Below are 26,443 nucleotides of genomic sequence, written 5' to 3' on the forward strand. Positions count from 1 at the left end.
AACATGTGGGACCACCTCTATACACTGAAATCCAGTGTTGTTTATTCATATGCCAGCCCGCATGGATATAAGAATAAGTATCTCGCAGCATAGCACCATGATCAGGCGCTACTTTTAAATTAATGACAGCTTTGCCTTGAAGATAGAACTGAAGCATAAAGACTTTATCTAGCACCTTGAATACATCACAACCTTCACCGAAAGACTGAGTCACAGTGACTTCAGGTAAACTTAGCGCTATCTGTGCTGAGATTTGATGTAAGGTCATAAGTTACGAATAAATCAAAATAAAACTGTGGATAATGCTTAAATTATCCACAGTTTTTGGTCGTCTTGTGAATAAATTAAGATGAACAACTCACCATGACTTCAGGCACATCACTCGGCAATGGCCCTAGATCTTCAGGGTGTTCCAGATTTCGCTGTTTTAAATAAGGCTGACTTAATAATTTAAACAGGCGATCGACTTCGGAAAAATCATCCCGCTCAGCCAGTTCAATTGCTTTCTGTGCCATATGATTGCGCAGGATATAGTGCGGATTGACGAGCTGCATGGCTGCATCTAATTCTTCAATATCCTGATGGTCACGGATCGCTTCGTATTGAGTCAGGAATGCTTCAAACTGACGGCGATCCAAACACTCATCCTTAATTGCTTCATATTCATGATTTTGCAGGCGAATAAAGTTTTGCGTATAGTCGAGTTGCTCACTTTGCAAGATTCTGAGAAAAGCCATGGCGCAGTCAAAGCTGTCTTTGTGAAAATTCGGTAAGCCCATTTTCTGGTTTAGGCCATGCTTATAATGTTCCAGGAAGGTCGGTTCATAATGTTCCAGACATTGGGCCAGATCCTGTTTCCATTGTTCTTCATCATAGTTTTCAGGACATAATGGAATCAGGTTATTCAGCCACATCCACAAGTTCCAGTGGCCGATGCTTGGTTGCTGCTGATAAGTATAACGACCCTGATAATCCGAGTGGTTATTAATCCAGTTGGGACGGAACCGCTCCATAAACCCATAAGGACCAAAGTCTAGCGTTGAACCGGTAATATTCAGGTTGTCGGTGTTCATGACACCATGCGCAAATCCGACCAGTTGCCATTTGGCGATCATGACTGCAGTACACTGAATGACTTGAGTGGCAAATGCCAGAATAGGCTGTTCTGCTTGCAGACATTGCGGATAATGCCATTCCATACATTTTTGTGTGAATACAGGCAGCAAGTCTGGCTGATACTGATTGATCCATTCAAAATGTCCAAACCGGATATGACAGTCAGACGTCCGTAATAGCATCGCGCCCGGTTCCAGTTTTTCACGCTGTACGCCTTGAGCGGAAGAGGTAAAGCCGACAGCATTACTGGATTCTACACCTAGCGCATTTAAGGCATGTCCGGCCAGATATTCCCGAATTACCGAGCGTAACACTGCGCGACCATCTCCCATACGTGAATAAGGCGTTGCGCCTGCACCTTTTAAATGCAGGTCAATGGTTTGATGATCTTTATCCAGAATCTGGGCGATCAGTAAACCGCGTCCATCACCCAATTGACCTGCCCATTGACCAAACTGATGGCCGGCATACACCATGGCCAAAGGTTCAAATTCGGCAAAGGTTTTTTGACCATTACAGATTTCGACCCATTGTGCTTTATCTTCCTCAGACCATTGCAAATGATCAGCAAGCGCAGCATTAAAATGTCCCGCTTTAGCACCTTTTAAAGGTAGCGGAGGCTGATGATGGTAAAGGCGAGGAGGGAGAGTCTGATATCGAGAATTAAAATACATAGCAGTCAAAATATTTAGGCAATAAAAGCAATATAACAAAGATCTCTGTTTAAAACTGTTGTAAAAGGGAAGTATAAGTAAGATGAGTAGAAATAAAAAAAGCCCCTGATTTCAGGAGCTTTTTTGAGAATTCAAGTCTTATTGAGAGACAGGCGCTTTTTTCAAATTACGCACTAACAGATTCAGTGTTTCACGATGATGAGAAAGACGCTGTTCAACCAGTTGGAATTCAACTTTAAGCTTGTCATCCATCTGATGAATCTTTTCTGCCACAGCAGCTTTTTTCACCTGAATTTCCTGTTCTTTAAGTTTGGCCCAGTCATTCAATGTTTGAGTAAAGGCTTCATATTCTTGAGCAATCTTACTTTTCACATTGATAATGTCTTCATTGACATTATGGCCATATACTGCCAGATCCTGCTCGGCATATTTAAACTTCATTGCCAGTTCAGCTTTTTTAATATTAAAGCTTGGAATACGGCGCAGATTTTTAGCCAGACTCAGTTTAGAGCAAGTCCAGATTAACCATTTGGTTGGGTCATATTGCCACCATTTCACGCCATTACGGTAATCGTACTGGAAAATGTGATGGTAGTTATGATAACCCTCACCCCAAGTAGCAATCGCTAACCAGAAGTTGTCACGTGCAGTGTTTTCATCCGTATAAGGACGTGAACCCCACATATGGCAGAGTGAGTTAATGAAGAAGGTCACGTGATGGCTGAGGATTAAACGAACCAGACCACCCAATAACAATACACCCCAGACATCGCCTACAGCCCAGCCGATTGGCAACAGGATTGCAGCATGTACTGCAATTACTAGAGGCACATAGTATTTGTGCTGGAACATAACGACTTTGTCGTTTTGCAGGTCTGGTGCATTCTTATAGTTTGGCTCTGCAGCAGGATAGTCACGCAGCATCCAGCCCAGGTGTGCATACCAGAAGCCGTTATTAATTGAATATGGGTCTTTTTCCACGTCATCGACATGACGGTGATGGGTACGGTGACCTGAACCCCAGTACAGAATACTGTTCTGCACCGCAAAGGTACCCATGATCATTAAAATGATTTTTAAAGGTAAAGTCGCTTCATAAGCACGATGTGCCCAAAGACGATGATAGCCCGCTGTAATCCCCAGGCTGCTAACGCCGAGCAAAACAAACATACTGATCCAAGCGGCAAGGCTAAAATCATAGTGATACGCATATAACGGAATCGCGATAACAGCTACAATGGGTAAAACTACCAGAGCAAACACAGCGACCCAGTTAATTGGGGCTTGAGGTAGGGGAGCATTCATCTCCAACAGCACTCCTGGAACCTGGGAAGGTATAACAAAAAACAGAGGCCGCTATTGTCTATTTTAACAGCGGTTAATTCATTCATATTAGCATGCCCCCTAGGGCATCACTAGCATTATTGTACGGTTGTACTGTACTTATCGGTAACAGAATAAATAGGAGGGAAACTACCATTTTCGCGGGCTAGACAGGCTCTGATTTCCGAGTAAATCACTGAGGTTTTTGAAGCTTTTAATCAAATTTATTTTCTGAAAATGAGTCAAATGAATGTTCATTTTTTCTACTAGATTGCAGAGAAATAAATTTGTAAACAATCCCGTCATTTAAAGTTAAACAAGATTACAGTCATGGATTTTTCTTTAAATTGTTTTTCAAGGTTTAAACAAAAATGATCTATGTATAGAATCTTGCATTTTGGATTATTTAAAGATGTTGCATCATTAACTTCGGATAATCGGTAATGAGACCCTGAATACCCCAGTCGCGTAATTCTCTGGCACGATTAACATCATTTACGGTCCAGACGCTGATAGTGAGTTCGGCAGCTTGTGTGGCTTGAATAATATCTTTGCTAGCCAGTTCATTCATCCAGCCAATCTGGCAGCATCCAAGTTCTAAAGCTTGATCAATCGCCTGATATTTCACATCTGTTTCAATCAGAAGGCCGCGTTTTAAACTGGAATTTTGCTGTTGCAAAGCCTGATGAATTTTTGGATCAAAACTGGTAATCACGACTGAATGCTCATAACCCTGTAACTGCTGTTCAAGCTCAAGCGTGATTTTTTCGGCATCTGCCTGGCTCGTTACACTTTTGACTTCAACTTCAATATGATCAAAGTTATGAATCACGGTTAGGGTTTGATCCAGCATGGGAGTGGCTTCGACCTTTTTCCATTCTGACCATTTCACTGCGTGGTTATATTGACTGAGATCCTGACGGCTACATTCGTAGAGGGGTTTTTGCAAACCGGTAGTGCGTACAAAGTTATCATCATGCATGATGATCAGGGCATTATCTTTAAGCTGGCGTACGTCAAATTCGACTGCGCGAATCCCGATATCCTGAATATATTGAAAACCGCCTAGTGTATTTTCAGGCGCTTCCCCACGCGCACCGCGATGTCCGATTATGCGCATGCTGCGATAACCTGAAAAAGTGAAGATGAAAACATAATGATGAAGAGTTGTGACAGGAGTATTGCAATATTCTGCGCCTGAAACACTTTGTTGCAAATACCGTTGGCGCAGAATTTTCCGTGCAATTAAATATATTTTAGTGGATTTATTGATCAATGGTCTCATTGATATTTTTTTGCCATAACACCTCAGAACCACCTTCAGCGCGTTGCAAGGTGCGTGAAGCCACAAACAGCCAGTCAGATAGGCGATTTAATAGCTGCAGGGAAGTCGCCTGAATATTCTGGTCGCGTGAGTGAACCGACATCACGCTGCGCTCTGCACGACGGCATACAGCACGAGCTTGATGTGCATAACTGCATGCCAATGTACCTGCAGGTAAAATAAATTCTTTGAGCATTGGCAGGCTTTCATTCATGCGGTCAATGTCTTGCTCTAAGTATTCAATCGCAAGCGGTTGTACGAGGTGGTAATTGGGGATACAGACTTCACCGCCTAAATCGAATAGCCAGTGTTGGATCAGGCTGAGCGATTTGTCCCAAGTGTTTTTGTCTTGAATGCTGCTATGTGTAATTTGTGAGCGCAATACGCCAATGCAGGCATTAAGTTCATCGACATCGCCCAATGCATGAATGCGTAAGTCGTCTTTGGCGACACGTGAACCATCGCCCAGTCCTGTTGTGCCTGAGTCGCCTGTGCGGGTGTAGATTTTACTTAAACGGTGGCCCATGTTCGTTCCTTGTTTGAAAGTGAAAGTTGCGTTTATGTAGTCGTAAGAAATAAAAGTTGGCGCAATAAAAAAAGGATAATGTCGGTCATTACATTATCCATAAACTGCGCTGTTTTAAAGTTTTTGTTGTTATGCGGGTTTTAGTAGCGGAAAGTTACACCTGCAGAAGCGAGGCGACCGCCGTTGATGTAGTAGCTGCCGCTACCGTAAGCGGTTTTATAACCTGTATCACCAATATTCTGAATGTTTGCAAAAACTTTCATATTTGGATTGATGTTATAGAAACCGTGCATGTCAATTCTGAGATGCCCTGGAATCGTAATATCATCATAGGCGCTGTTGTCGTATGAGCTATTTGCCGTTAGTGTGGTAGAAAAACCAATTTTGTCATCAGCCCAGCCAGTAGTTAAAGCTGCGCTTTGGCGCGGACGACGGCTTAAACTAGCATTCGTTTTTTCGTCTTTTGCATCAACATAGTTATAGCCAAGATTGATATATAGGTTGTCATCTTGCCACTTGATGTAGGCTTCACCACCTTCAATTTTTGCTTTATCAATGTTTTCCATTAAGTTTTTGGTATTGTCATAATCGATTAAGCTATCAACTTTTGTCGAATACAACGAAAATCCAGTAGAAATATTGTAAGCCAATTTCTGATCTAAACCAATTTCATAAGAAATACTTTCTTCTGGATTTAAATCTGGGTTACCACCGTAGGCGTACATATCATTCAACGTTGGCGCTTTAAATGCAGAACCAATATTGGCGTAAATACTGGTTAATGGCAGCAGTTGGTAACGTACGGCACCTTGTGCAACAGTATGTGTGCCAAACTTTTCATTATCTTCAACACGTAGACCAAGCTGTGTATTTAACCCATTGTTTTGATATTGATGTTGTATGTAATAACCAGCAGAATCTATATCACCTTTATAAGGAGAACCATAAGAAATCACATCACCTTGAGTTTCTCTGTAAGTGCTACCTAATAAAATATTCTGGTGAGGCGTAAATTGCCATTGCCCATACAACTCAGCTTCTTGAGTTTTACTATGAATGAAATCAGTTGAACTGTTTTGATCAATATCATCTTTAAATTGTGATAAGCGAGCATTTAAAGAAAGATTAGAATTGAGATTCACACGGCCTTTTAAATTGATAATCTGATTTTTAAAATCTTGGCTGATGTTGTTGCCGTTATTATCGTATTGACTTGTTCCTTGGTTCTCACTGAAATCGACAGATGCAACATAGCCATCCTGTTCAATTCCCAGCTTTGCGCTATAGCCTTTTTGATCAAAGGATGCATTAGACGCATTTTTTGAATCTTTTACTGGTGTGCCATCAGTCTCTAAACGCTGACCGCGAACCTGAGCATAATAACCGTCTTGGGCGAAGTCTGCACCGATGATGCTTTTATAGGTATTGTTTTCACCCATTTCACCAGTGATGAAAGCACTGTTTTTAGTTGGTGTTTTTGTGATAAGTTGTACAACACCACCAATTGCATCTGTACCGTATAGAACAGATGCTGGTCCTTTAAGAACTTCGATTTGCTTGATGTCTGTTGTATCAATAAATGGAAGCGAAGCAGCGCCAGAGGTTGCTGAATTTAGTCGCACACTGTCACGCAAGACTAATGCTTGATCAGATTCGGCGCCACGTAAGAAAATAGAAGATGCTTGACCATAACCGCCGCTTTGAACAACTGTGATCGCTGGGTCAATCATTAATAAGTCAGGCAGTGATGCAATTGGCGATAGTTCCAAAATCTTTGGCTCAATAATATTAATCCGCGCAGGCACATTACCAATTTTTTCTTCAGAACGAGTTGCCGTGACCACAATCGTATCTAAAGCAGCATTCACCACACGCTGATCTTGCGATTCTGAAGCAAAAACTGAAGTTGAAAAACCCATTGCAAGTGCAATTGCGCCCACTAAAGTAGTAGGCTGAAACAGAGTAGACATGACTTTGCTCCATACATTCACCCCACGTGAATGATTGAGTTAAGGGCACAACAAGCAGGTCTCCGGACTTCAATGTGCCAAGCATCTTCTAATTTATGATTGCTTCGCTGTATATCCACCTTCCCATATTGTTCATACAGTGGTGTAAATCATAAGATTTAAATTGATATACGTTTCATGGTTACCGTTGCGGGGGCAGTGTTGGACTTTCACCAACTTCCCTAAAGCTCAAAGCTAGGACTCGTTGCATTTGTGCGAAGTATAAAGTCTGTATGCCATTTAAACAACGGAAATGCAGAATAATCCGCCTGAACTTCACTCAACCCCTTAAAATTGCATTACAATGATTCGCCCCAATATCTGATTTTGTTAGTGTGAACAGACAATTTAACAGTCACGCACAGCAAGATCAGCAAAATGAAGATTGAAAATCAGGATTAGAGTCCAAAACGATGCGTACCCGTGCCAAAATTTGCGGAATCACGCGAATTCAAGATATAAACAGTGTTGTGCATGCGGGTGCAGATGCAATTGGCTTGGTGTTTTATCCTCCAAGTCCGCGCAATGTGAGCATTGAACAAGCACAAGGCTTGCTGCAACACATTCCCGCTTATGTGCAAGTGGTCGGTTTATTTGTCAATGCAACGGCAGATGAAATTGCCACTGTATTGAAACAAGTGCCTTTAGATATTTTGCAATTTCATGGTGATGAAAGCCCTGAACAATGTCAGGCCATTGCCCAGCAAGTTGGACGTCGCTGGTACAAAGCGATTCAGGTCAAACCTGATCTGGACGTAGTCGCTGAAATTCAACGTTATCAGGCAGCAGGAGCCAGCGCAGTACTGTTAGACGCTTGGCATCCTGATTTAAAAGGTGGCACCGGACACAGCTTTGACTGGAGCACTTTTCCTCAATTAGATATTCCCTTGATCCTGGCTGGGGGCTTAAACCCGGACAATATCGAGGAGGCAATTCACACCACACAGGCTTATGCTGTTGATGTTAGTGGTGGTGTCGAATCCGCAAAAGGTATAAAAGACCAACAACTCATAGAACGCTTTATGCAAGGAGTCCATCGTGGATCAGCAAAGTACTAATCACAACAAGCCCGTGATTGACTATACCCAATTCCCGGATGAGCGTGGACATTTCGGTATCCATGGCGGGCGTTTTGTGTCAGAAACTCTGATGGCGGCTTTACAAGATCTGGAAAAGCTTTATTTCCGCATGAAAGATGATGAACAGTTTCTGGCAGAATTCGACCGTGATCTAGCCTACTACGTAGGTCGTCCTAGTCCTTTATATCATGCTGAGCGATGGTCAAAAGAGTTGGGTGGTGCGCAAATTTACTTAAAGCGTGAAGATCTGAACCATACCGGCTCGCATAAAGTAAACAACACGATTGGTCAGGCTTTACTGGCTAAACTTTCAGGCAAAAAACGCATTATTGCGGAAACAGGTGCCGGTCAGCATGGCGTAGCAACGGCAACCATCGCAGCACGTTTAGGTCTTGAATGTGTGGTGTTCATGGGTGCTGAAGACGTGAAACGTCAGGCGATGAACGTTTACCGTATGCGTTTGCTAGGTGCAACAGTTGTCCCTGTAGAAAGTGGCTCTAAAACATTAAAAGATGCCATGAACGAAGCGATGCGTGACTGGGTTACCAACGTTGACTCAACTTATTATGTGATTGGTACGGTGGCAGGTCCGCACCCATATCCACAATTGGTTCGTGACTTCCAGTCCATTATTGGCCGTGAAGCACGTCGTCAGATTCAGGAACAGGCAGGTTGCCTTCCAGATGCATTGGTTGCTTGTGTGGGGGGTGGTTCAAATGCGATGGGCTTGTTCTATCCATTCCTGAACGACCAGGATGTGAAAATGTATGGTGTTGAAGCTGCAGGTTTAGGAATCGAAACTGGCAAGCACTCTGCACCACTGAATGCGGGTCATGTCGGTGTACTGCATGGTAACCGTACGTATCTGATGTCTGATAAAGAAGGTCAGATCATTGAAACGCATTCAATTTCTGCTGGTCTGGATTATCCAGGCGTAGGTCCGGAACACAGCTTCCTGAAAGATATGGAACGCGTGAACTACGTGCCGATTAATGATCAGGAAGCGTTACAAGGTTTCCGTGATCTAACCAAGATCGAAGGGATTATTCCTGCGCTTGAAAGTTCACATGCGATGGCTTATGTCACTAAACTTGCACCAACCATGGACAAGGATCAAATCATTATTGCGACCGTTTCTGGTCGTGGTGATAAAGACTTGATGACCGTTGCCCGTATTGATGGTGTAGAAATGGTCGAGATGTAAAATCTCCCCCTAGCCCCTCTTTTTCAAAGAGGGGAGAAAACCCTTCTTTCTAAAAGGAGGGCAGGGTGGATTAAGAAAAATCGTGTTGAATTATTCAGCACGATTTTTTATTTTTATAGGTAAGAAAATTTTTAGAGAGTAATAGGAAGAAGCAATCTGGTTCAAAATAGGATAAAAATTATTCAAGTTTTGGATAAAACAGCAAAAAATCAGTTTCTCATTCAAAAAATTAAAATGGTTATTTTAAGCAGAATTGGCCGGAAGAGCTGACGAACGGTTTTAAAAAATTCTTTATCAAATCTCAATAATCGGCATAATAGCTTCAAGCAAAAATAGTTTTTGATTGAGATGGAATGTCTTAATGGATTTAATTCAGGAAAATGGACAACCACGTTACGGACGTTTCAAAGAAATTCCAAAAAGTATTGATTACAATGCGTACCAGTACAAAAATCCCTATGGTGATGTACTCAAGGGATGGCGTAAGCAACTAAAATATAAAAAATTTAAATTCTGTAGTATTCAACACGAACATTATACGATTGGCCTTGCGATTGCTGATATCGCTTGGGCTGGGCACAGTTTTTTCTACATCTATAACCATAGTACTAACGAAGTGCAGGAATGGAATGCGATCAATTTCTTCTCGCGCAATACGGTGCTAGACGAACAGCCATTATTTAATCATAGTTATTTTCACAAATCTCCCTTTCAGATTGATATCCAGCATGCCAATGGGGTGCGTTATATCCATGTGACCAAATATGGTGAAATCAAGCTTAGTGCCCGAATTTTCTGTGCAGGTACAGATCCGCTGAGTATGTGCAGTCCGACCGGAATCAATGGCTGGACCTATACCCAGAAATTGACCACTTTGGGTTGTGAAGGTTATTTCGTAAATAAGCAGGGTGAAACCATCCAGTTTAATGAGCGCACCTTCGCCTCTCTGGATGATACCTGTGGCTTTTTGCGTCCTGAAACTGCCTGGTTCTGGCTATCTTGTAATTTCTGGGATGCCAATCATAACCGTATCGGGATCAATCTCGCTTCCGGTGTTAATGAAAGCTTTGGTAATGAAAACTGTTTGTGGGTAAATGGCAAAATTTATCCTGTGGCGGATGTGTTGTTTCAGCAGGAATCTGACGAACGTTGGAACATCCAGTCATTAGATGGCTGCTTGAACCTGAATGTACACACAGGCTGGCGCCGTTATGAAAATCTGAATCTGCGTCTGGTCGGCAGCCAGTTTAGCCAGTGGCAAGCAAAAGTATCAGGGACTATCCGGCAGGATGGCCAAGATATTGTACTGGTCAATGAATATGGACTTTTAGAACAGCACTATGCCAAGTGGTAACCTATTTTATTAACTTTTAAACTCCTAAAAAAGCCTTCGATTTTGAAGGCTTTTTGATTTCTAGGTTTAATCTTCTGCAGCTTGCCAGAAGGCTTCTCCTGCCTGAATCGGATCGCCGGTTTCTGCCAGCGTTTTTACCCAAACATCATATTGAGCAATCACTGGGTGCTGGGATGGATGGAAATCCTTTTTAAACCAGTCACGATACTGTTTACCCATACGAGTCAGAGTCCCCTTTTTGCCAAAGAACCACGGTAAGCCACGGATATTCATTTGCAAGCGTTGCAGCGGGCTAAAGCCATCATGTTTGAGCATGACATTGGCACGGTAAATGGTAAAACCAAACATCAGAAAAGTCGTGATGAGCAAGGTATATTGACGCAGCCATTCTGGCGTTTTTGCCACATCTTTCATAACATCAAAAGCCACATCACGATGTTCCATTTCCTCAATCGCATGCCAGGCAAACATAGCACGGACAAAAGGATGGGCATTTCTTAAAGTATCTTTTTGCCCATAAAAAGTTTCAGCCATGAGCGCGGTCAAATGTTCCGCGGCTGCAGTGACTGCAATATTGTACTCAGGTGAACGGTTCTTCAGGTCATAGTTCATCATGTAATTCAGACGCTGAATAAACTGATCGACCGGCATGCCTTGTTCCCGCATCAGGTTATTCATCTTGTCATGGGCAATACCATGTTGTGCTTCCTGACGGATAAAATCAGCTACCCGTTTTTGCAGATCTGGATCTTTAATTTGGTCGCGGAATAGTCGCACGCTCTGAATGAAATAACGTTCACCATCAGGAAAGGTCAGACTCAGTGCATCAAACATACGGGTCAGGAATGGATCGCCACCAAACCAGTAACGCGGAATTTCACTCAGCTTAAAATCAAGATTGCTGCGTACCACAGGCTGTATGTAAGATTTTAAAGGTGCGTTCATCTGCTTTCATTCTTTTTCTGGAGATGCTGACAGTATGTTCAGAATTGCACAAATTGTTTTGACAGGTATGGCCAATTTTTATACATTTTACGCCAAAGAAAAATAAAATATATATTCGCAGCAGAGACAGGGACGCGCTCATGCAGGACATCAAAATCTCCAATGGTTATATCCAGTTATGGGCCACCTATTTGCGTAGCTTAAATATAGAGCCTTTAACCGCAGGGTTTCTTGCAGATCTACAACCTCAGCTCATTGGACTGATTGATCAGCCTTTTGATGCCCAAGTGCCCCTCGATTTTCTTAATAGCATTCTGTTAAGAACCCAAAAACAGCTAGTATGTCCGCAGTTAATTTTTGAAATTGTGCAGTGCATTCGGCCAGAGCATTTTGGTGTGCTGGGCTATATGGTTTCCAAAAGCAGCAGTATTCCTGAAATCATCGGCTACATCATGCGTTTTCAGCGACTGGTCATTGATGGGAGTGAATTTGTCCCATTGCAACTAAGACAGCATGCGCAGAGTATTGAATTGTATTGGATCTATCAGGATGAGCGTTATAACCTGCTGAATGAGCTGACCATCGCAGCCATGGTGCAATTGGGACGTTTTATTTTGCAGGATCATCCTTTGCTCTTGCGTCAGGTGCGCTTTGCCCATGCGCCAGAAATTGCCCGAATTCATTATCAAAAATTCTATGCTGCGGAAGTGCAGTTTTCACAGCAGGATTATGGCTTCGAACTGGATATACAGGGACTGAACCTGAAATCGGAACAGGCCGATCCAATGCTATTACAGTTATTGATTCGTCAGGCTGAAGAAGCGATTGCAGCTAAACGACCTGTGGAAAGTATTTTGGGTCAGGCCCAAAAAGTGGTCGCGGAGCATCTAAGAAGCAGACAGCAGGCCATTAAAATTGAACAGCTGGCCGAGCAACTGTTTGTATCGACCCGCACTTTACAACGTCAACTAAATGAGCAAGGTAGTTCTTTTAAAAAACTGTTGGAGCAGGAAAGGATCAGGCGCTGTGAAAGTTTATTGCATCAGCCTCTAAGCCTGACCGAGATTGCCCAGCAACTGGATTATTCTGACCAGTCAGCTTTGGCCCGAGCTTATAAGGCAGCAACAGGCCGGACTTTATTGCAATATAGAAAACAATTAAAACAGGATCAGGCATAAAAAAACGGCCATCATCGGCCGCTTTATCTCATGACTTAATTTAAGCTGTTTTTAATTTAGGGTACCGGAAAGCAATTGCAATCACCGCAAATATTGCCAGAATCCAGCAATAATACACGCCCCCGATTAGCTCGACTGGAGAAAGTTTGGCAATTGAACAGGCAAGTAATAATTGTGCGCCATAAGGAATCAGACCTTGTACCACACAGGAGAAAATATCCATCAGGGCGGCGGCACGTTTTGGATCAACCCCGTATTCTTTCGCCACTTCACGGGCCATATCACCAGCCAGAATAATCGCGACAGTATTATTTGCCACAAACAGGTTGGAAAATACGACCAAGAAACTGATCCCGATTTCACCGGCACGTTGACGGCCTACTTTAAATAAGCGAGTCAGCGCGTAGATGCGTTCGATCAGCCAGCGTAAACCACCTTCACGTTGCATGATCGCAGACAGGCCACCTAAAAACATGGATAACAATGCCACTTCAAACATGCCGACAAAGCCATCATAAATGGAAGTGTTCAGCTTGAGGATATTGAAATCTGGCGTAGCAAATAGACCGAATAAACCCGATAACACGACACCGATGGTTAAAACCGCCAGAACATGCAGACGGCTAAAAGCCAGTAAAAAGACCGCAATATAAGGCAAGACTAGAATCCAGTTAAAGTCCTTGTATTCTACGGGGCTGGAACTGCCAGCATTGAAGATATAGATCAAAATCGTGACGATGGAAGCCGGTACAGCAATCCAGACATTGACGCTGAATTTGTCACGTAACTGAACTTTCTGGCTGCTGGTTGCAGCGATGGTAGTATCTGAAATCATGGACAGGTTATCACCGAACATTGCTCCACCGACCACGGCTCCAATCGCATAAACCACCGGAATCCCGGTTACTTGTGCAAAGCCAAAGGCAATCGGTGCACAGGCGGCAATAGTTCCCATTGAGGTACCCATCGCCGTCGCAATAAATGCCGAAATCACAAAAAGCATCGGTAAGACAAAACTCGGAGGAATAACAGACAGGCCCATTTGTACAGTGGCATCAACACTGCCAATCGCACTGCTGACACTGGCAAAAGCACCGGCCAGCATAAACACCATGAACATCAGAATCAGGTTGGGATGGCTGGCACCTTTTAGAAATTCTTCAATACCCTGGTTGAGTTTGCCACGATACACTAATGCAGCCAAGATAATCGCGGGCAGGGCAGCAACAGGCGCTTTAATCTGATAAAACGCAAATTCAGTTCCGATCAGAGAATGATAGATCCCGCTACCTAAAAAGATGGTTAAAAATACAATAAGCGGCAACAGTGCAATGGCGCGCGCCTGCACTGTACCTTCAGAGTCAGTCTGCATAGGAGATAAAAAAATAAGAGAATGGGGCTAGTATAAAACAGGTTTTGCAATTTCAGAAAACTTTAAATGAATGCGCTAACACCTGCATTTTTATTAATTTTTCCATGATAAAAATAAGTTTATCTAAATATTCAACATTTTAGGGAATGCCAAAATTAGGCATCTTTGATCATTGAGAAAAAAATCAAAATAATCGTAAATAGATCCCTTCGGGTTGTTCTGAAATCCTCGCACAGGAAATGAAATGCCAGAGGTCGATGTTGCACACTGTTCAATGTACAAAAAATAGCGTTACAATGCGATGTCTTGTATTTCTACATAGTCAATGTCTCAAGTTTGAAACACCTTAAGGAAAGCTCAGCCCTATGTCACGTTTAGCCACACGATTTGGACAACTTAAATCTCAACAGCGTAAAGCTTTAGTTTCTTATGTTATGGCTGGTGACCCGCATCCAGAGGTAACCGTACCTTTGCTGCACCAGATGGTGGACGCTGGCGTCGACGTGATTGAATTGGGTCTTCCTTTTTCAGATCCAATGGCAGATGGTCCGGTGATTGCTCTGGCCGCTGAACGCGCGCTGGCCGGTGGCACCAATACCCTAGATGCACTGCACATGGTGAAAGAATTTCGCTTGAAAGACCGCGAAACACCAGTGGTACTCATGGGTTATCTCAATCCGGTTGAAGTCATTGGCTATGAAAAGTTTGTGGCTTATGCCTATGAATGCGGTGTCGACGGCGTGCTTCTGGTCGATCTTCCTCCTGAAGAAGCTCAAGATCTGGGTCAAGTGCTGGAAAAATATGAAATGGATCAGATTTTCCTGTTGGCTCCGACCTCAACTGATGAGCGTATTCAGCATGTAGTAAAACAGGCCAATGGCTTTATTTACTACGTGTCGCTGAAAGGCGTAACGGGTGCTGCGACATTGGATGTATCTGAAGCCGCTGCACGTATTCAGAAAATTAAGGCAGAGACAGATGTTCCTGTAGGCGTTGGTTTTGGTATTAGTGATGCTGCATCTGCGAAAGCGATGGGTGTTGCTGCCGATGCAGTTATTGTGGGAAGTGCGTTTGTAAAACAGTTTGCAACCCTCGCGCCAGAACAAGCCGTTATTGCGACGGTGAATAAAGTCAAGGAGCTTCGAGCAGCGCTCGATGAGTTATAGTATGAGTCAACAAGTGAAATCAGGCAAAATTCTGAGCCCATCGACCCCATGGACGGAGCGTATTGTTCCGGGCATTCATGTACCTGATGAGCAAACCACCCTAAAAGCGACATTCACAGAGCCAACAATTGAGTGCCCTGAATGTCATGCTTTGGTGACACGTACTGCAATGTCATTTAATGCTTATGTTTGTCCACAATGCGATGAACATCTGAAAATGAAAGCACGTGACCGTCTGAACTGGTTCTTTGATCAGGTACAGACTGAAATGGGTCAGGAATTTACTGCCAAAGATCCACTGAAATTTGTCGACAGCAAAGCTTATCCAGAGCGTATGTCGGAAGCACAAAAGAAAACAGGTGAAACTGAAGCACTGATCGTGATGCAAGGTCTGCTGAAAGGTGTACCAATGATTGCAACCGCATTTGAATTCGACTTCATGGGCGGCTCTATGGGCACTGTAGTGGGTGACCGTTTTGTGCAGGCAGCGGAGCGTGCGATTGAAACACATCAGCCTCTGATCTGTTTTGCAGCTTCTGGTGGCGCGCGTATGCAGGAAGGCATGCTGTCTTTGATGCAAATGGCACGTACTTCAGCAGCGATTCAGCGTTTGAAAGAAGCAGGTCTGCCTTATGTGGTGGTATTGACCCATCCAGTCTACGGCGGTGTAACTGCATCTTTAGCCATGCTGGGTGATGTGCATCTGGCTGAACCGAAAGCGATGATTGGTTTTGCGGGTAAACGTGTGATCGAGCAGACCGTGCGTGAAAAACTGGACGAACCGTTCCAGCGCGCTGAATATTTGCTTGATCATGGTGTAATCGATCAGATTGTTCACCGTCATGCATTACGTGATACAGTTTATCGTATTATCACGAAATTGATGAACCTGCCTTGAATACAGCACCATTAGCAACTGATTCACTTGATACATGGCTCGATTATTGGAGCCATGTTCACGTTACGGGAATTGATTTAGGTCTGGAACGTGTCATTCCTGTGGCTGAAAAGCTGGGGGTGATCAATCCGGAGGCTAAAGTCCTGACGGTTGCCGGAACCAATGGTAAAGGTTCAACGACCACGACTCTGGCTGCCATTCTTAATGCTCAGGGTTTTAAGGTCGGACTGTATCAGTCTCCTCACGTATATCGCTTCAATGAACGGGTGAAATTACGCGGGGTTGAAGTCGAAGACCAGTTGCTGATTGATGCTTTTGTTGAAGTCGATCGGGCACGTCGCGAATGCGATTTAAGCCTGTCATTCTTTGAAGCAACCACACTTGCTGCATTTGTGATTTTTAAAAATGAACTGTGTGATGTGTGGGTGCTGGAAGTCGGACTAGGCGGTCGTCTGGATGTGGTCAATGTGGTTAATCCGGATGTTGCGGTCATCACCAATATCGGACTGGATCATACTGACTGGCTTGGTGATACCATCGAAAAAATTGCCTTTGAAAAAGCTGGCATTATCCGTCCGAGTATTCCCGTGATTTTTGGCGGTCAGCAAGATATTCCACAAGCCATTCTGGATAAAACTGCTGAATGTAATGCGCCGTTGTATGCTATCAACCGTGATTATTTCTATGAAGCCTTTGAAGATGGCAAAACCTGGGCATTTGCATCATCAGGTACGACTTTAAAATTACCGTCAGGTTCACTGGCGCTGGATAATATTTCGACAGCGGTTGCAGCGATCTTGCTGAGTGATCTGGAAGTCAACCAGACAGCGATTGCGGAAGGAATTCAGGCAGCTAAATTGCCGGGACGTTTTGAAGTTCGAGAAATTCAGAATAAGACTGTAATTTTTGATGCCGGGCATAACCCGCATGGGGTAGAGTTCCTGTTAAAACAATTGCACAATTATTTAAATTACAAAAAGAAATATAAAGAAGTCATTTGTGTATTTTCCATGCTGGCAGATAAAGATATAAATTCTGTCGTCAAGTTGTTGAAAGACACTGTTCATTTGTGGAAAATTGCACCATTATCTGTGCCACGTGCGGCAGAGGTCACACTCTTGACTGATGCATTGCAAGGTGAATTGATAGAACAATTTGACAATGTAAAATTAGCTTTTAAATCAGCGCTGGATGAAACAGAGAATAATCAGCTGATTTTGGTATGTGGATCATTTCATACCTTAGAAGCGGTATGGGAGTATTTGGAAGAATGTCAATGAATAACAAACAACGCTGGATGGGTGGCGTTGTTTTACTAGGTGGTGGTGTTTTATTGGCAGCATTACTCCTGAAAGGCCAAAATGAAATTCATCAGGATCGTCAGCAAAACCCGGCACTGGCTGCAGAAGTAGAATCAAAAGATACAGTCAACAATTCATTAGGTTCTTTAACAGTCGATGTGGAAACAGAAAAACGTCTGCTGGAACAGCAGCGTCGTGACCGCGAAAAAGCAGTGGCTGAACAGGAAGCCCGTGCAGCTGAATTTTTAGCCATGCAACAGCAGGCTGAGGCAGATGCAGCACGTCGTGCGGCTGAAGAATATGCCGCTTTGAATGCTCATCGTATGGGACAGCAAAGTTCAGACAATATTCCGCCTGAACTGGCTGAAGATGAACAGACGAAGCAAAAACGTCTGGCTGAAGACAAGGCTGCTGCACAAAAAAAGTTAGAACAGCAGAAGCTTGAGCAGCAAAAAGCCCAAACTTCAGCTGATACTGCCAAGAAACAGGCAGAGCAGAAGGCTGCAGAAGAAAAACGTAAACTAGAAGATAAACGTAAAGCTGAAGAAGCACATAAAGCAGCTGAAGCAAAACGTAAGGCCGAGGAAGAGCACAAAGCGGCTGAAAAGAAAAAAGAAGCTGAGCATAAAGCTGCTGAGGAAAAACGTAAGGCAGAAGAGAAGCGCAAAGCTGAAGAGAAGCATAAAGCAGAAGAAGCCAAGAAAAAGGCTGAAGCTGAAAAAGCCCGCAAACTCCTTGAAGGTGAAAGTGATAAGCAGTGGATGGTGCAGGTGGCCCTGGCTGCCAATGAAGCCAATGCTGATGCCATTGCGGCCAAACTGCGAGCCAAAGGTTACAAGGTCACCAAGAGCCAGACATCTAAAGGTGTGCGTATTATGGTCGGTCCATCTAAAGACCGTGAAACAGCAGATGCACTGCGTAAGAAAATCGCGTCTGATGCCAGCCTGAATATGAAATCAGCTTGGGTGAATGATTGGGTGCCGCTAGATAAGCGTTAACTCTCTTACTTAACCGAAGTTTCTGTAGATGGATTCGCGAGTTGCTCGCGAATCCATTTTACATTTTCAGGGGTAAATAATTTTTCAATATTGCGCCAAATGGAATGAAAGCCATAACCGCCATGCTTCATTTCCCGTACTGCGTCTTCAATGCTCCAGTTCTGGAAAATAATCCGGTACATGGCGACACTGGCACCGGTACGGTCTGAACCGTGATAACAGTGTAAAAGTATTTTTTCATTATTTTGCCGTGCCTGTTGAATCAACTGCATTACGTTCAGTAAATCCTCGCGATTCATAGCCCAGGTATGAATGGGAATATGCTTAAGCTTGAGGTATTCATTTGACAAAATATCTGTATCTTTATCGCGTGAACGCAGGTTGATCACCACATTAATGGCATATTGTTTTAATAAGGGCGTCAGTTCATGGCTTGGCTGTTCACTTCGGTAGAGTTCATCGCTGATCTGATAAAAATTATGTTCTTCATGTAGTTCCCGTCCCCAGTGCATTGGGCGTTCCTGTTCAGGCAGCGCTGGAGTACAGCCGGATAAAACAAGTGTGGAAACCAGAAGAAGTACATAATTATTTTTCATTACAACCTGACTCATCTTTTTAAGTATTCTCTTCAACAGCATATCGGCTTTTTCAAAAAAAAAGCCTGTCCGAAGACAGGCTTGATGGAAAAGTTCGAAAACCCGGCTCGTCGGTGGGTATCAAACTAAGCATGAAATTGATGCTTGATGCATGACGACTAGCATTTTCATGGTGGAGAGTTGATTGCGGTTTTTTAATATTCAAAAAGGATATAACAGCATTTAGCTTATCCTCTTGCACCCACGGCATAGCCGTGGGACTTCTTGCGGAATATATTCCTCAGGGCGGAGCAGTGCTCCGTTTTAACTTGAACTACGCGCTTCGCTTGTCTTGCGCTAAATTAAGGCAGCGTTTCAAATACTGCGCACTTCGTTTGCCTTGCGCAAAATTAAAAAGGAGTCCTTTTAATTTTGCTCAGGCTGTGGTGTCAGACGTAGGTATGGAGTTACAGCTTTATAACCTTTCGGAAAACGTTGTTTGATTTCTTCCTCATCTTTCAGTGAAGGTACAATCACCACATCATCGCCATGTTGCCAGTTAGCCGGGGTTGCGACTTTATGGTTGTCAGTTAATTGTAGAGAGTCGACTACACGTAGTACTTCATGGAAGTTGCGGCCTGTTGATGCAGGGTAGGTAATAATCAGACGCACTTTCTTATTTGGATCAATGATTACCAGAGAGCGTACAGTTAAAGTTTCGCTGGCATTTGGGTGAATGAAATCATACAGTGTAGAGACTTTGCGGTCCTGATCTGCAATGATCGGGAAGTTAACGGTGGTATCTTGAGTTTCATTAATGTCTTTGATCCAGCCATGATGCGATTCAACATCATCTACAGAAAGGGCAATTGCTTTCACGCCGCGTTTTGTAAACTCATCTTTCAGCTTTGCGGTAAAGCCCAGTTCAGTGGTGCATACAGGCGTGTAGTCCGCTGGATGTGAAAATAAAATGCCCCAGCTATCGCCTAGAAAGTCATAAAAGTTAATTAAGCCTTCGCTAGATTGCTGTTCGAAATTCGGTGCGGTATCGCCTAAACGTAAACTCATTTTCTTGCCTCAATTGATCTTGTAATGTGTCGATGAAAATAAATATGAACCAATTTTTTTATGATTTAAAATAGTGTTTTTAGAATTTCTTATGAATAAACCGAATAAAGAAATAGGCTGTCGATTCAGAATCAGACAAATCAGTCGTCTAATTAACTATGTTGCATGGGTAAAATTTGCTACATTACTTTGCCTTAGGTCTCAGGGCTAGGACGAAGGATGAGTTTTTTTCATTGGTTTTCTGGCAAAACCCTTGTAGTTCAAATTTCTAGCACCATAATAACGACTAAGAACATATTTATTTGACAAGCAAGATTTAGAGAGTCTATTCATGTTGGCAAGTCTGATCGGAGGAATCTTCGGTACCAAAAATGAGCGCGAACTCAAACGCATGCGTAAAATCGTAGACAAGATTAATGCGCTCGAGCCGACGATATCAGCCCTAAGCGATGCAGACTTATCTGCAAAAACTGAAGAATTCAAACAACGATATAATAAAGGTGAAAGCCTAGACAAGTTACTTCCTGAAGCATTCGCAGTCTGTCGTGAAGCTGCAAAACGTGTTATGGGAATGCGTCACTACGACGTACAGTTGATTGGTGGTATTACCCTGCATGAAGGCAAGATTGCCGAGATGCGTACCGGTGAAGGTAAAACCCTGATGGGGACGCTGGCCTGTTATCTTAATTCATTGAGCGGGCAGGGTGTCCATGTCATCACGGTGAACGACTATCTGGCACAACGTGATGCCGAGTTAAACCGTCCATTGTTCGAATTCTTGGGTTTAAGCATTGGGATTATCTATTCCATGCAGAATCCGATAGAAAAATCTGAAGCCTATAAAGCAGATATCACTTACGGTACCAATAACGAATTCGGTTTCGATTATCTTCGTGACAATATGGTGTTCTCGCTGACTGAGAAAAAACAGCGTGGTCTGACCTATGCCATCATCGATGAGGTCGATTCGATCCTGATCGATGAAGCACGTACACCACTGATTATTTCTGGTCAAAGTGAAGATTCTTCCCAGCTTTATGCAGCAATCAATAACATTCCGCCGAAGTTAAAAGCACAAAAAGAAGAAAAAGTACCGGATGGCGGTCATTTCTGGATTGATGAAAAACAGCGCTCTGTTGAAATTACAGAAACCGGTTTTGAGACCATAGAAAGTGAATTGATTGCAATGGGCTTATTGGCTGAAGGAGAAAGCCTGTATTCAGCGTCTAATCTGAATTTGCTGCATCATGTGACTGCTGCGATTCGTGCGCACTATTTATATCAACGTAACGTGCATTACATCATCCATGAAGGTGAAGTGATCATTGTTGATGAAAATACCGGTCGTACCATGCCGGGCCGTCGCTGGTCTGAAGGTCTGCACCAAGCGGTTGAAGCAAAAGAAGGTCTGGAAATCCAGCCGGAAAATCAGACCCTTGCAACTACCACATTCCAGAACTATTTCCGTCTGTATAAAAAATTATCCGGTATGACCGGTACAGCAGATACTGAAGCTGCGGAAATGAAAGAAATTTACGGTCTGGATGTGGTAATTATTCCAACTCACCGTCCAATGATCCGTAATGACCAGAACGATTTGATTTACCTGAATCGTGAAGGTAAATACAATGCGATTATTCAGGAAATTCAGCGTGTTCACGAAGCTGGTGTTGCGCCAATCCTGATTGGTACTGCTACTATTGAAGCGTCGGAAATTCTTTCTGACAAGCTTAAAGAAGCTGGTATTGAACATGAAGTCCTGAATGCCAAACAGCATGAACGTGAAGCGGATATTATTGCCCAAGCGGGTGCACCGCGTGCCGTAACCATTGCCACAAACATGGCTGGTCGTGGTACCGATATTTTGCTGGGTGGTAACTGGAAAGCGCTACTGGCTAAAATTGAAAACCCAACCCCTGAAGATGAAGCACGCCTAAAAGCAGAATGGGAAGCGAATCATGAAGCAGTTCTCGCTTCTGGTGGTTTGCATATTATCGGTTCTGAGCGTCATGAATCTCGCCGTATCGATAACCAGTTGCGTGGTCGTGCGGGCCGTCAGGGTGACCCGGGTGTATCGCGTTTCTACCTGTCTCTTGAAGATGACTTGATGCGTATCTTTGCGGGTGACCGTGTGGTTGCCATGATGCGTGCGATGGGCTTAAAAGAAGATGAAGCGATTGAACACAAAATGGTGTCACGCTCAATCGAAAATGCACAACGCAAAGTAGAAGCACGTAACTTCGACATTCGTAAGAACCTGTTGAAATACGATGACGTGAATAACGAACAGCGTAAAATCATCTATAGTCAGCGTGATGAGATTCTGGCTGAAAGCTCATTGCAGGATTATATCGAAGAGATGATCCGTGAAGTGATGCAGGGCATGATCGCCAATTATATTCCGCCTGAATCGATTCACGATCAGTGGGATATTGAAGGTCTGGAACTTGCACTACGTGAAGACTTATCGATTGATCTGCCAGTCGCACAATGGTTAGAGCAGGATCGTCGTTTAGATGAAGAAGCACTGGTTGAACGAATTACTGAAGAAGTGGTAAATCGTTACCGTTCACGTCGTGAACAAATGGGCGCTGAATCTGCAGCATCACTCGAACGTCATTTCATGTTGAACTCTCTGGACCGTCACTGGAAAGAGCATCTGGCTGCGATGGATTACCTGCGTCAAGGAATTCATTTACGCGGTTATGCACAGAAAAACCCAGAGCAGGAATACAAAAAAGAAGCCTACAACCTGTTTGTAAACATGCTGGGGGTGATTAAATCTGACGTCATTACTGATCTGTCACGCATCCATGTGCCAACACCTGAAGAACTGGCTGAAATGGAAGCACAGCAGCAGGCACAGGCTGAAGCGATGCGTTTGCAGTTATCTCATCAGGAATTTGATGGATTACTGGCTGAAGAAGATGAAATCACCACTGAGCAAAGTGCGCAGGCTAATCCAGTTGCACCAGTTTTTGAAGCACCGGCAAGCCGTAATGCACCTTGTCCATGTGGTTCAGGTCTGAAATACAAACAGTGTCATGGCAAGATCTAATTTCTGCTAAGTTTCTAAACTATAAAAAGATCAGGGTCAAATGGCCCTGATCTTTTTATGTATATGGACTTTTCAGCTGGTGAATACAGTTTGCACTGTGCGGGATTAAATGGTATTTAATGACAGATTGAACACCGCAAAGTGGAAGAAACAATGACAAAAGTATTAAAAACGATGATGGTTGCTGCTTTGGCAATCCCGGCTTTAAGTTTTGCAGAAACAGCAACAACGACACCTGCTAAAGTTCAGCAGGCCATTGGTCCAACTACGGCTCAGGTTCAGACGGGTGCAGATGGTCAGGTGACCATTGCAAGTCCGCGTACTGGCATTCGCTATACCTTTAATAATTCAAACCGTCCAATCGTTTTGCAGACTGCAGCGATTGCAGCAGCCAATGCAGCCAATGCTGACCGTATTGTTGCTTCTAACCCTGCACTTTCTGTGGCAAGTCAGCAACAGGCAAAACAGGCTTTATTGAATGAATCAACCCAGTTGGCTAAAAACTAAGTTTGATCTAGTTTAATAAAACCAGTCACTATGACTGGTTTTTTATTGTGAAAAACCATAAGAAAAGTGAGTGTTCATCTGGCTTTGGCTCGATTTTTTAATGAAGATCAACTAAGCTGTATTTTTCTGAAACTTCAATATTGGACATTTAAAAATGGCAGTTGGTGACGTATCTATGCCACAGATGCATGTGGTAAAAGGGGTGAGAATTGGTTCGGCAGAAGCGTATGTGCGCTATCAGAACCGACGTGACCTGGTGATATTTGAACTGGCTGAAGGCTCCAATGTTGCAGGCGTATTTACCCAGAATGCTTTTTGTGCTGCCCCTGTACATGTTTCTAAAGCACATCTGGCGGTAGGTAATCCACGTTATTTAGTGATAAATACCGGAAATGCCAATGCGGGTACAGGTGCTACAGGTATGGCGAATGCTGAAGCCACTTGTGCCAAACTGGCTGAACTTGCAGGCGTGAAAGCTGAAGAAGTATTGCCATTTTCAACAGGGGTAATTGGTGAACAATTACCAATGGAGCATCTGCTCAGTGGCTTGCGGCCTGCATTAGACTCATTGCGTGATGATGCCTGGATCGATGCTGCAACGGGTATTATGACCACAGATACTACGCCGAAAGGTGCATCTGAACAGTTCGAGCTGGATGGTATTACTTATACCATGACCGGAATTTCCAAAGGTGCCGGTATGATTCGCCCAAATATGGCGACTATGTTGGGTTATGTGGCGACTGATGTACCAATCAGCCGTGAACTGGTTCAACAGCTTTTATCTGAGACAGTGAATCAGTCATTCAACCGCATTACCATTGATGGTGATACCTCTACCAATGACTCTTGTATTTTCATTGCTACGGGTCAGGCCGGTGGAACAGAAATTTCATCAGTTGAAGATCCACGTTATGCAGCTGTGCTTGAAGTATTAATGCGTACTATGAAGCGCCTTGCGCAATTGATCGTGCGTGATGGTGAAGGCGCAACCAAATTTATTACTGTGGCCGTAGAAGGCGGTGCCAATACTCAGGAATGCTGTGACGTGGCCTATAGCATCGCGCATTCTCCATTGGTAAAAACTGCGATCTTTGCTTCTGATCCAAATTGGGGCCGTATTCTGGCTGCGATCGGTTATGCAGGTGTGGCGAATTTAGACGTTGCAAAAATTCAGGTTTGGTTAGATGATGTACAAATCTGCAAGGATGGTGGTGCAGCAGCAGACTATACCGAAGAGGCAGGTGCACGTGTGATGGCACAAGCTGAAATGACGATTCGTGTTGATCTTGGACGTGGGGAAGCAAAAGATACAGTCTATACCTGTGACCTGTCCTATGATTATGTGAAAATCAATGCTGATTATCGTTCATAATTCAGATTGTTTCTAAAGCCTCCGTTGTGGGGCTTTTTTTATATCTTATGATTTTTAATGACTGGTCAAAAAAGCATTTCGCCAGAGATGACCGGGATGTAGAGTGAAAGGTTCATTGAATAATGAACTATGAGGGTAGAGTAAGAGTTATTATGAATGATGCGACCAAATTAATAGCCAATGAAGCCAAATCGATTGTGCAGGCGCATTTAGATCGTTTAGGAGAACCCAAAGAGCATCAGATCAGTGCACAGGCCAAACAGGAAAAATTTACACAGATTCAAGCCGAACTAGAAAAGCAGAATGCAGTGCTAGTTGCACACTATTATTGTGATCCTGAAGTACAGGAACTGGCAGAATTGACTGGTGGCTGTGTGTCCGATTCATTGGAAATGGCGCGTTTTGGACGTGACCATCCTGCGTCGACCTTAGTGGTAGCTGGGGTTAAGTTCATGGGTGAAACTTCAAAAATACTTTCACCAGAAAAAACTGTCCTGATGCCAACTCTTGAAGCGACCTGTTCACTGGATTTGGGCTGCCCGGTAGAGGAATTTACCAAATTCTGTGATGCGCATCCTGATCATACTGTAGTGGTGTATGCCAATACTTCGGCTGCAGTTAAAGCCCGCGCTGACTGGGTCGTGACTTCAAGTTGTGCAGTGGAGATTATTGAACACCTCGATAGTTTGGGCGAGAAAATTATCTGGGCACCGGATCAGCATTTGGGGCGCTATATCCAGAATAAAACTGGCGCTGACATGTTACTGTGGGATGGCGCGTGTATCGTCCACGAAGAATTCCGTTCGCGCGGAATTGCTAATATGAAAGCCTTGTATCCAGATGCGGCAGTGCTGGTCCATCCAGAATCACCGATGTCTGTGGTAGAAATTGCTGATGCAGTCGGAAGTACTTCTCAGTTAATCAAGGCAGCTCAAACCTTGCCAAATCAGCGTTTGATCGTGGCAACAGATCGCGGTATTTTCTATAAAATGCAGCAGGCTGTGCCAGATAAGATTCTGATTGAAGCTCCAACCGCTGGAGAAGGAGCAACCTGCCGTTCATGTGCACACTGCCCTTGGATGGCCATGAACGAGCTAGATGGAATCTTGCATGTTCTACAACATCGTGATCAGGAGATTCATGTTGAACCCGCATTAGCTCAGCGAGCCAAACTGCCTCTGGATCGTATGCTGGATTTTAGTGCCAGCTTGAAACGCTAGAATTTTGTATAAAAAATGTCTGAAATGCTTGATAAATAAACGCTTGAAGTGTTTTTTTGATTTTTTTTAAATATAGGTGTTGACGTCTTATGGCGTCACGCCTAGAATGCACACCGTACCAAGCGATAAGCTTGATACGAAAGCTGAGATGAATCGGAGCATAGCACAGCCTG

At 43.6% G+C, this 26,443-nt stretch carries 22 protein-coding genes and 1 riboswitch; of the genes, 12 read left to right on the forward strand and 10 right to left on the reverse strand.

The features are described from left to right. The 6 genes from B3Q46_RS01490 to B3Q46_RS01515 all read right to left on the reverse strand — a co-directional run. Positions 1 to 268: MmcQ/YjbR family DNA-binding protein (locus B3Q46_RS01490; RefSeq protein ID WP_286712947.1), on the reverse strand; the 268-nt coding region annotated here is incomplete at its 3' end. A gap of 76 nt (positions 269 to 344) precedes the next feature. After that, positions 345 to 1,790, reverse strand: coding sequence for a protein adenylyltransferase SelO (locus B3Q46_RS01495; RefSeq protein WP_005232052.1), 1,446 nt, complete (start codon positions 1,788 to 1,790; stop codon positions 345 to 347). A gap of 138 nt (positions 1,791 to 1,928) precedes the next feature. Then, positions 1,929 to 3,095, reverse strand: coding sequence for an acyl-CoA desaturase (locus tag B3Q46_RS01500; protein WP_005232051.1), 1,167 nt, complete (start codon positions 3,093 to 3,095; stop codon positions 1,929 to 1,931). A 424-nt stretch (positions 3,096 to 3,519) separates the two neighbouring features. Then, on the reverse strand, positions 3,520 to 4,233 hold the full coding sequence (locus B3Q46_RS01505; protein ID WP_005232050.1) for a glycerophosphodiester phosphodiesterase: 714 nt from the start codon (positions 4,231 to 4,233) through the stop codon (positions 3,520 to 3,522). A gap of 145 nt (positions 4,234 to 4,378) precedes the next feature. Continuing rightward, positions 4,379 to 4,963 (reverse strand): cob(I)yrinic acid a,c-diamide adenosyltransferase, encoded by a 585-nt coding sequence (locus B3Q46_RS01510; protein WP_005232049.1) that lies wholly within the window; start codon positions 4,961 to 4,963, stop codon positions 4,379 to 4,381. A gap of 140 nt (positions 4,964 to 5,103) precedes the next feature. Next, positions 5,104 to 6,933: a TonB-dependent receptor plug domain-containing protein gene (locus B3Q46_RS01515; protein WP_261635011.1), complete on the reverse strand. Its 1,830-nt coding sequence runs from the start codon at positions 6,931 to 6,933 to the stop codon at positions 5,104 to 5,106. Between the two features lie 36 nt (positions 6,934 to 6,969). Beyond that, positions 6,970 to 7,193: riboswitch (cobalamin riboswitch) on the reverse strand. A 192-nt stretch (positions 7,194 to 7,385) separates the two neighbouring features. Here B3Q46_RS01515 and B3Q46_RS01520 point away from each other — a divergent pair. From B3Q46_RS01520 to B3Q46_RS01530, 3 genes are all read left to right on the forward strand, one after another. Then, the gene (locus B3Q46_RS01520; protein WP_005232046.1) at positions 7,386 to 8,030 is read left to right on the forward strand and encodes a phosphoribosylanthranilate isomerase; all 645 of its coding nucleotides are present in this window, start codon (positions 7,386 to 7,388) and stop codon (positions 8,028 to 8,030) included. Further along, positions 8,011 to 9,255, forward strand: coding sequence for a tryptophan synthase subunit beta (gene trpB / locus B3Q46_RS01525; protein WP_005232043.1), 1,245 nt, complete (start codon positions 8,011 to 8,013; stop codon positions 9,253 to 9,255). The genes B3Q46_RS01520 and trpB overlap by 20 nt, the downstream gene beginning before the upstream one ends. Positions 9,256 to 9,616: 361 nt before the next feature. Then, complete coding sequence (locus tag B3Q46_RS01530; RefSeq protein ID WP_005232041.1) at positions 9,617 to 10,609, forward strand: DUF2804 domain-containing protein; 993 nt, start codon at positions 9,617 to 9,619, stop codon at positions 10,607 to 10,609. Between the two features lie 66 nt (positions 10,610 to 10,675). Here the strand turns inward: B3Q46_RS01530 and B3Q46_RS01535 are convergent, their stop codons facing one another. Continuing rightward, a complete protein-coding gene (locus B3Q46_RS01535) occupies positions 10,676 to 11,554 on the reverse strand; it encodes a metal-dependent hydrolase (protein ID WP_005232040.1) in 879 nt (292 codons plus the stop codon). Between the two features lie 140 nt (positions 11,555 to 11,694). Between B3Q46_RS01535 and B3Q46_RS01540 the strand changes: the two genes are divergently transcribed. Beyond that, positions 11,695 to 12,732, forward strand: a complete 1,038-nt coding sequence (locus B3Q46_RS01540; RefSeq protein WP_005232038.1) for a helix-turn-helix domain-containing protein — start codon at positions 11,695 to 11,697, stop codon at positions 12,730 to 12,732. A gap of 40 nt (positions 12,733 to 12,772) precedes the next feature. Here B3Q46_RS01540 and B3Q46_RS01545 read toward each other — a convergent pair whose 3' ends face one another. Then, positions 12,773 to 14,104, reverse strand: coding sequence for a Na+/H+ antiporter NhaC family protein (locus B3Q46_RS01545; protein ID WP_005232036.1), 1,332 nt, complete (start codon positions 14,102 to 14,104; stop codon positions 12,773 to 12,775). Between the two features lie 365 nt (positions 14,105 to 14,469). On the opposite strand from B3Q46_RS01545, the gene trpA reads away from it, so the two are divergent. The 4 genes from trpA to B3Q46_RS01565 are packed head-to-tail and all read left to right on the forward strand — an operon-like array spanning position 14,470 to position 18,467. Beyond that, positions 14,470 to 15,270: a tryptophan synthase subunit alpha gene (gene trpA / locus B3Q46_RS01550; RefSeq protein ID WP_005232034.1), complete on the forward strand. Its 801-nt coding sequence runs from the start codon at positions 14,470 to 14,472 to the stop codon at positions 15,268 to 15,270. A 1-nt stretch (position 15,271) separates the two neighbouring features. Further along, a complete protein-coding gene (gene accD / locus B3Q46_RS01555; RefSeq protein WP_034169942.1) occupies positions 15,272 to 16,168 on the forward strand; it encodes an acetyl-CoA carboxylase, carboxyltransferase subunit beta in 897 nt (298 codons plus the stop codon). Beyond that, positions 16,165 to 17,448 carry a bifunctional tetrahydrofolate synthase/dihydrofolate synthase gene (gene folC / locus B3Q46_RS01560; RefSeq protein ID WP_005232032.1) on the forward strand — a complete coding sequence of 428 codons (1,284 nt, stop codon included), beginning with the start codon at positions 16,165 to 16,167 and terminating at the stop codon, positions 17,446 to 17,448. Before accD ends, folC begins: the two co-directional genes overlap by 4 nt. Beyond that, complete coding sequence (locus B3Q46_RS01565; RefSeq protein ID WP_414631433.1) at positions 17,439 to 18,467, forward strand: SPOR domain-containing protein; 1,029 nt, start codon at positions 17,439 to 17,441, stop codon at positions 18,465 to 18,467. Before folC ends, B3Q46_RS01565 begins: the two co-directional genes overlap by 10 nt. Before the next feature lie 5 nt (positions 18,468 to 18,472). Here B3Q46_RS01565 and B3Q46_RS01570 read toward each other — a convergent pair whose 3' ends face one another. Continuing rightward, positions 18,473 to 19,063, reverse strand: coding sequence for a dual specificity protein phosphatase family protein (locus tag B3Q46_RS01570; protein WP_261635008.1), 591 nt, complete (start codon positions 19,061 to 19,063; stop codon positions 18,473 to 18,475). 405 nt (positions 19,064 to 19,468) lie between these two features. Further along, entirely contained in the window at positions 19,469 to 20,110 is a 642-nt protein-coding gene (locus tag B3Q46_RS01575; RefSeq protein WP_005232029.1) for a peroxiredoxin, read from the reverse strand. Between the two features lie 331 nt (positions 20,111 to 20,441). Between B3Q46_RS01575 and secA the strand changes: the two genes are divergently transcribed. The 4 genes from secA to nadA all read left to right on the forward strand — a co-directional run bounded on the left by secA (position 20,442) and on the right by nadA (position 26,270). After that, positions 20,442 to 23,168 (forward strand): preprotein translocase subunit SecA, encoded by a 2,727-nt coding sequence (gene secA, locus B3Q46_RS01580; RefSeq protein WP_005232028.1) that lies wholly within the window; start codon positions 20,442 to 20,444, stop codon positions 23,166 to 23,168. Between the two features lie 153 nt (positions 23,169 to 23,321). After that, the gene (locus tag B3Q46_RS01585) at positions 23,322 to 23,675 is read left to right on the forward strand and encodes a hypothetical protein (RefSeq protein ID WP_004782196.1); all 354 of its coding nucleotides are present in this window, start codon (positions 23,322 to 23,324) and stop codon (positions 23,673 to 23,675) included. Positions 23,676 to 23,829: 154 nt separating this feature from the next. Then, positions 23,830 to 25,050: a bifunctional glutamate N-acetyltransferase/amino-acid acetyltransferase ArgJ gene (argJ, locus tag B3Q46_RS01590; protein ID WP_005232027.1), complete on the forward strand. Its 1,221-nt coding sequence runs from the start codon at positions 23,830 to 23,832 to the stop codon at positions 25,048 to 25,050. 152 nt (positions 25,051 to 25,202) lie between these two features. Then, complete coding sequence (gene nadA / locus B3Q46_RS01595; RefSeq protein WP_004782199.1) at positions 25,203 to 26,270, forward strand: quinolinate synthase NadA; 1,068 nt, start codon at positions 25,203 to 25,205, stop codon at positions 26,268 to 26,270. Positions 26,271 to 26,443 lie beyond the last annotated feature (173 nt).

Origin of the sequence: Acinetobacter sp. UBA2581 (assembly GCF_002339435.1) — a bacterium.
GTDB lineage: Bacteria > Pseudomonadota > Gammaproteobacteria > Pseudomonadales > Moraxellaceae > Acinetobacter > Acinetobacter variabilis.

Excerpts from the sequence above, each read along its gene's own strand:
- B3Q46_RS01570 (WP_261635008.1), bottom strand. The coding sequence starts at position 19,063 with ATGAAAAATAATTATGTACTTCTTCTGGTTTCCACACTTGTTTTATCC.
- B3Q46_RS01520 (WP_005232046.1), top strand. The coding sequence starts at position 7,386 with ATGCGTACCCGTGCCAAAATTTGCGGAATCACGCGAATTCAAGATATA.
- argJ (WP_005232027.1), top strand. The coding sequence starts at position 23,830 with ATGGCAGTTGGTGACGTATCTATGCCACAGATGCATGTGGTAAAAGGG.
- B3Q46_RS01505 (WP_005232050.1), bottom strand. The coding sequence starts at position 4,233 with ATGCGCATAATCGGACATCGCGGTGCGCGTGGGGAAGCGCCTGAAAAT.
- B3Q46_RS01535 (WP_005232040.1), bottom strand. The coding sequence starts at position 11,554 with ATGAACGCACCTTTAAAATCTTACATACAGCCTGTGGTACGCAGCAAT.
- B3Q46_RS01530 (WP_005232041.1), top strand. The coding sequence starts at position 9,617 with ATGGATTTAATTCAGGAAAATGGACAACCACGTTACGGACGTTTCAAA.
- B3Q46_RS01540 (WP_005232038.1), top strand. The coding sequence starts at position 11,695 with ATGCAGGACATCAAAATCTCCAATGGTTATATCCAGTTATGGGCCACC.
- B3Q46_RS01495 (WP_005232052.1), bottom strand. The coding sequence starts at position 1,790 with ATGTATTTTAATTCTCGATATCAGACTCTCCCTCCTCGCCTTTACCAT.
- B3Q46_RS01575 (WP_005232029.1), bottom strand. The coding sequence starts at position 20,110 with ATGAGTTTACGTTTAGGCGATACCGCACCGAATTTCGAACAGCAATCT.
- B3Q46_RS01515 (WP_261635011.1), bottom strand. The coding sequence starts at position 6,933 with ATGTCTACTCTGTTTCAGCCTACTACTTTAGTGGGCGCAATTGCACTT.
- B3Q46_RS01500 (WP_005232051.1), bottom strand. The coding sequence starts at position 3,095 with ATGAATGCTCCCCTACCTCAAGCCCCAATTAACTGGGTCGCTGTGTTT.
- B3Q46_RS01510 (WP_005232049.1), bottom strand. The coding sequence starts at position 4,963 with ATGGGCCACCGTTTAAGTAAAATCTACACCCGCACAGGCGACTCAGGC.
- nadA (WP_004782199.1), top strand. The coding sequence starts at position 25,203 with ATGAATGATGCGACCAAATTAATAGCCAATGAAGCCAAATCGATTGTG.
- accD (WP_034169942.1), top strand. The coding sequence starts at position 15,272 with ATGAGTCAACAAGTGAAATCAGGCAAAATTCTGAGCCCATCGACCCCA.
- B3Q46_RS01585 (WP_004782196.1), top strand. The coding sequence starts at position 23,322 with ATGACAAAAGTATTAAAAACGATGATGGTTGCTGCTTTGGCAATCCCG.
- secA (WP_005232028.1), top strand. The coding sequence starts at position 20,442 with ATGTTGGCAAGTCTGATCGGAGGAATCTTCGGTACCAAAAATGAGCGC.
- trpA (WP_005232034.1), top strand. The coding sequence starts at position 14,470 with ATGTCACGTTTAGCCACACGATTTGGACAACTTAAATCTCAACAGCGT.
- B3Q46_RS01565 (WP_414631433.1), top strand. The coding sequence starts at position 17,439 with ATGTCAATGAATAACAAACAACGCTGGATGGGTGGCGTTGTTTTACTA.
- B3Q46_RS01545 (WP_005232036.1), bottom strand. The coding sequence starts at position 14,104 with ATGCAGACTGACTCTGAAGGTACAGTGCAGGCGCGCGCCATTGCACTG.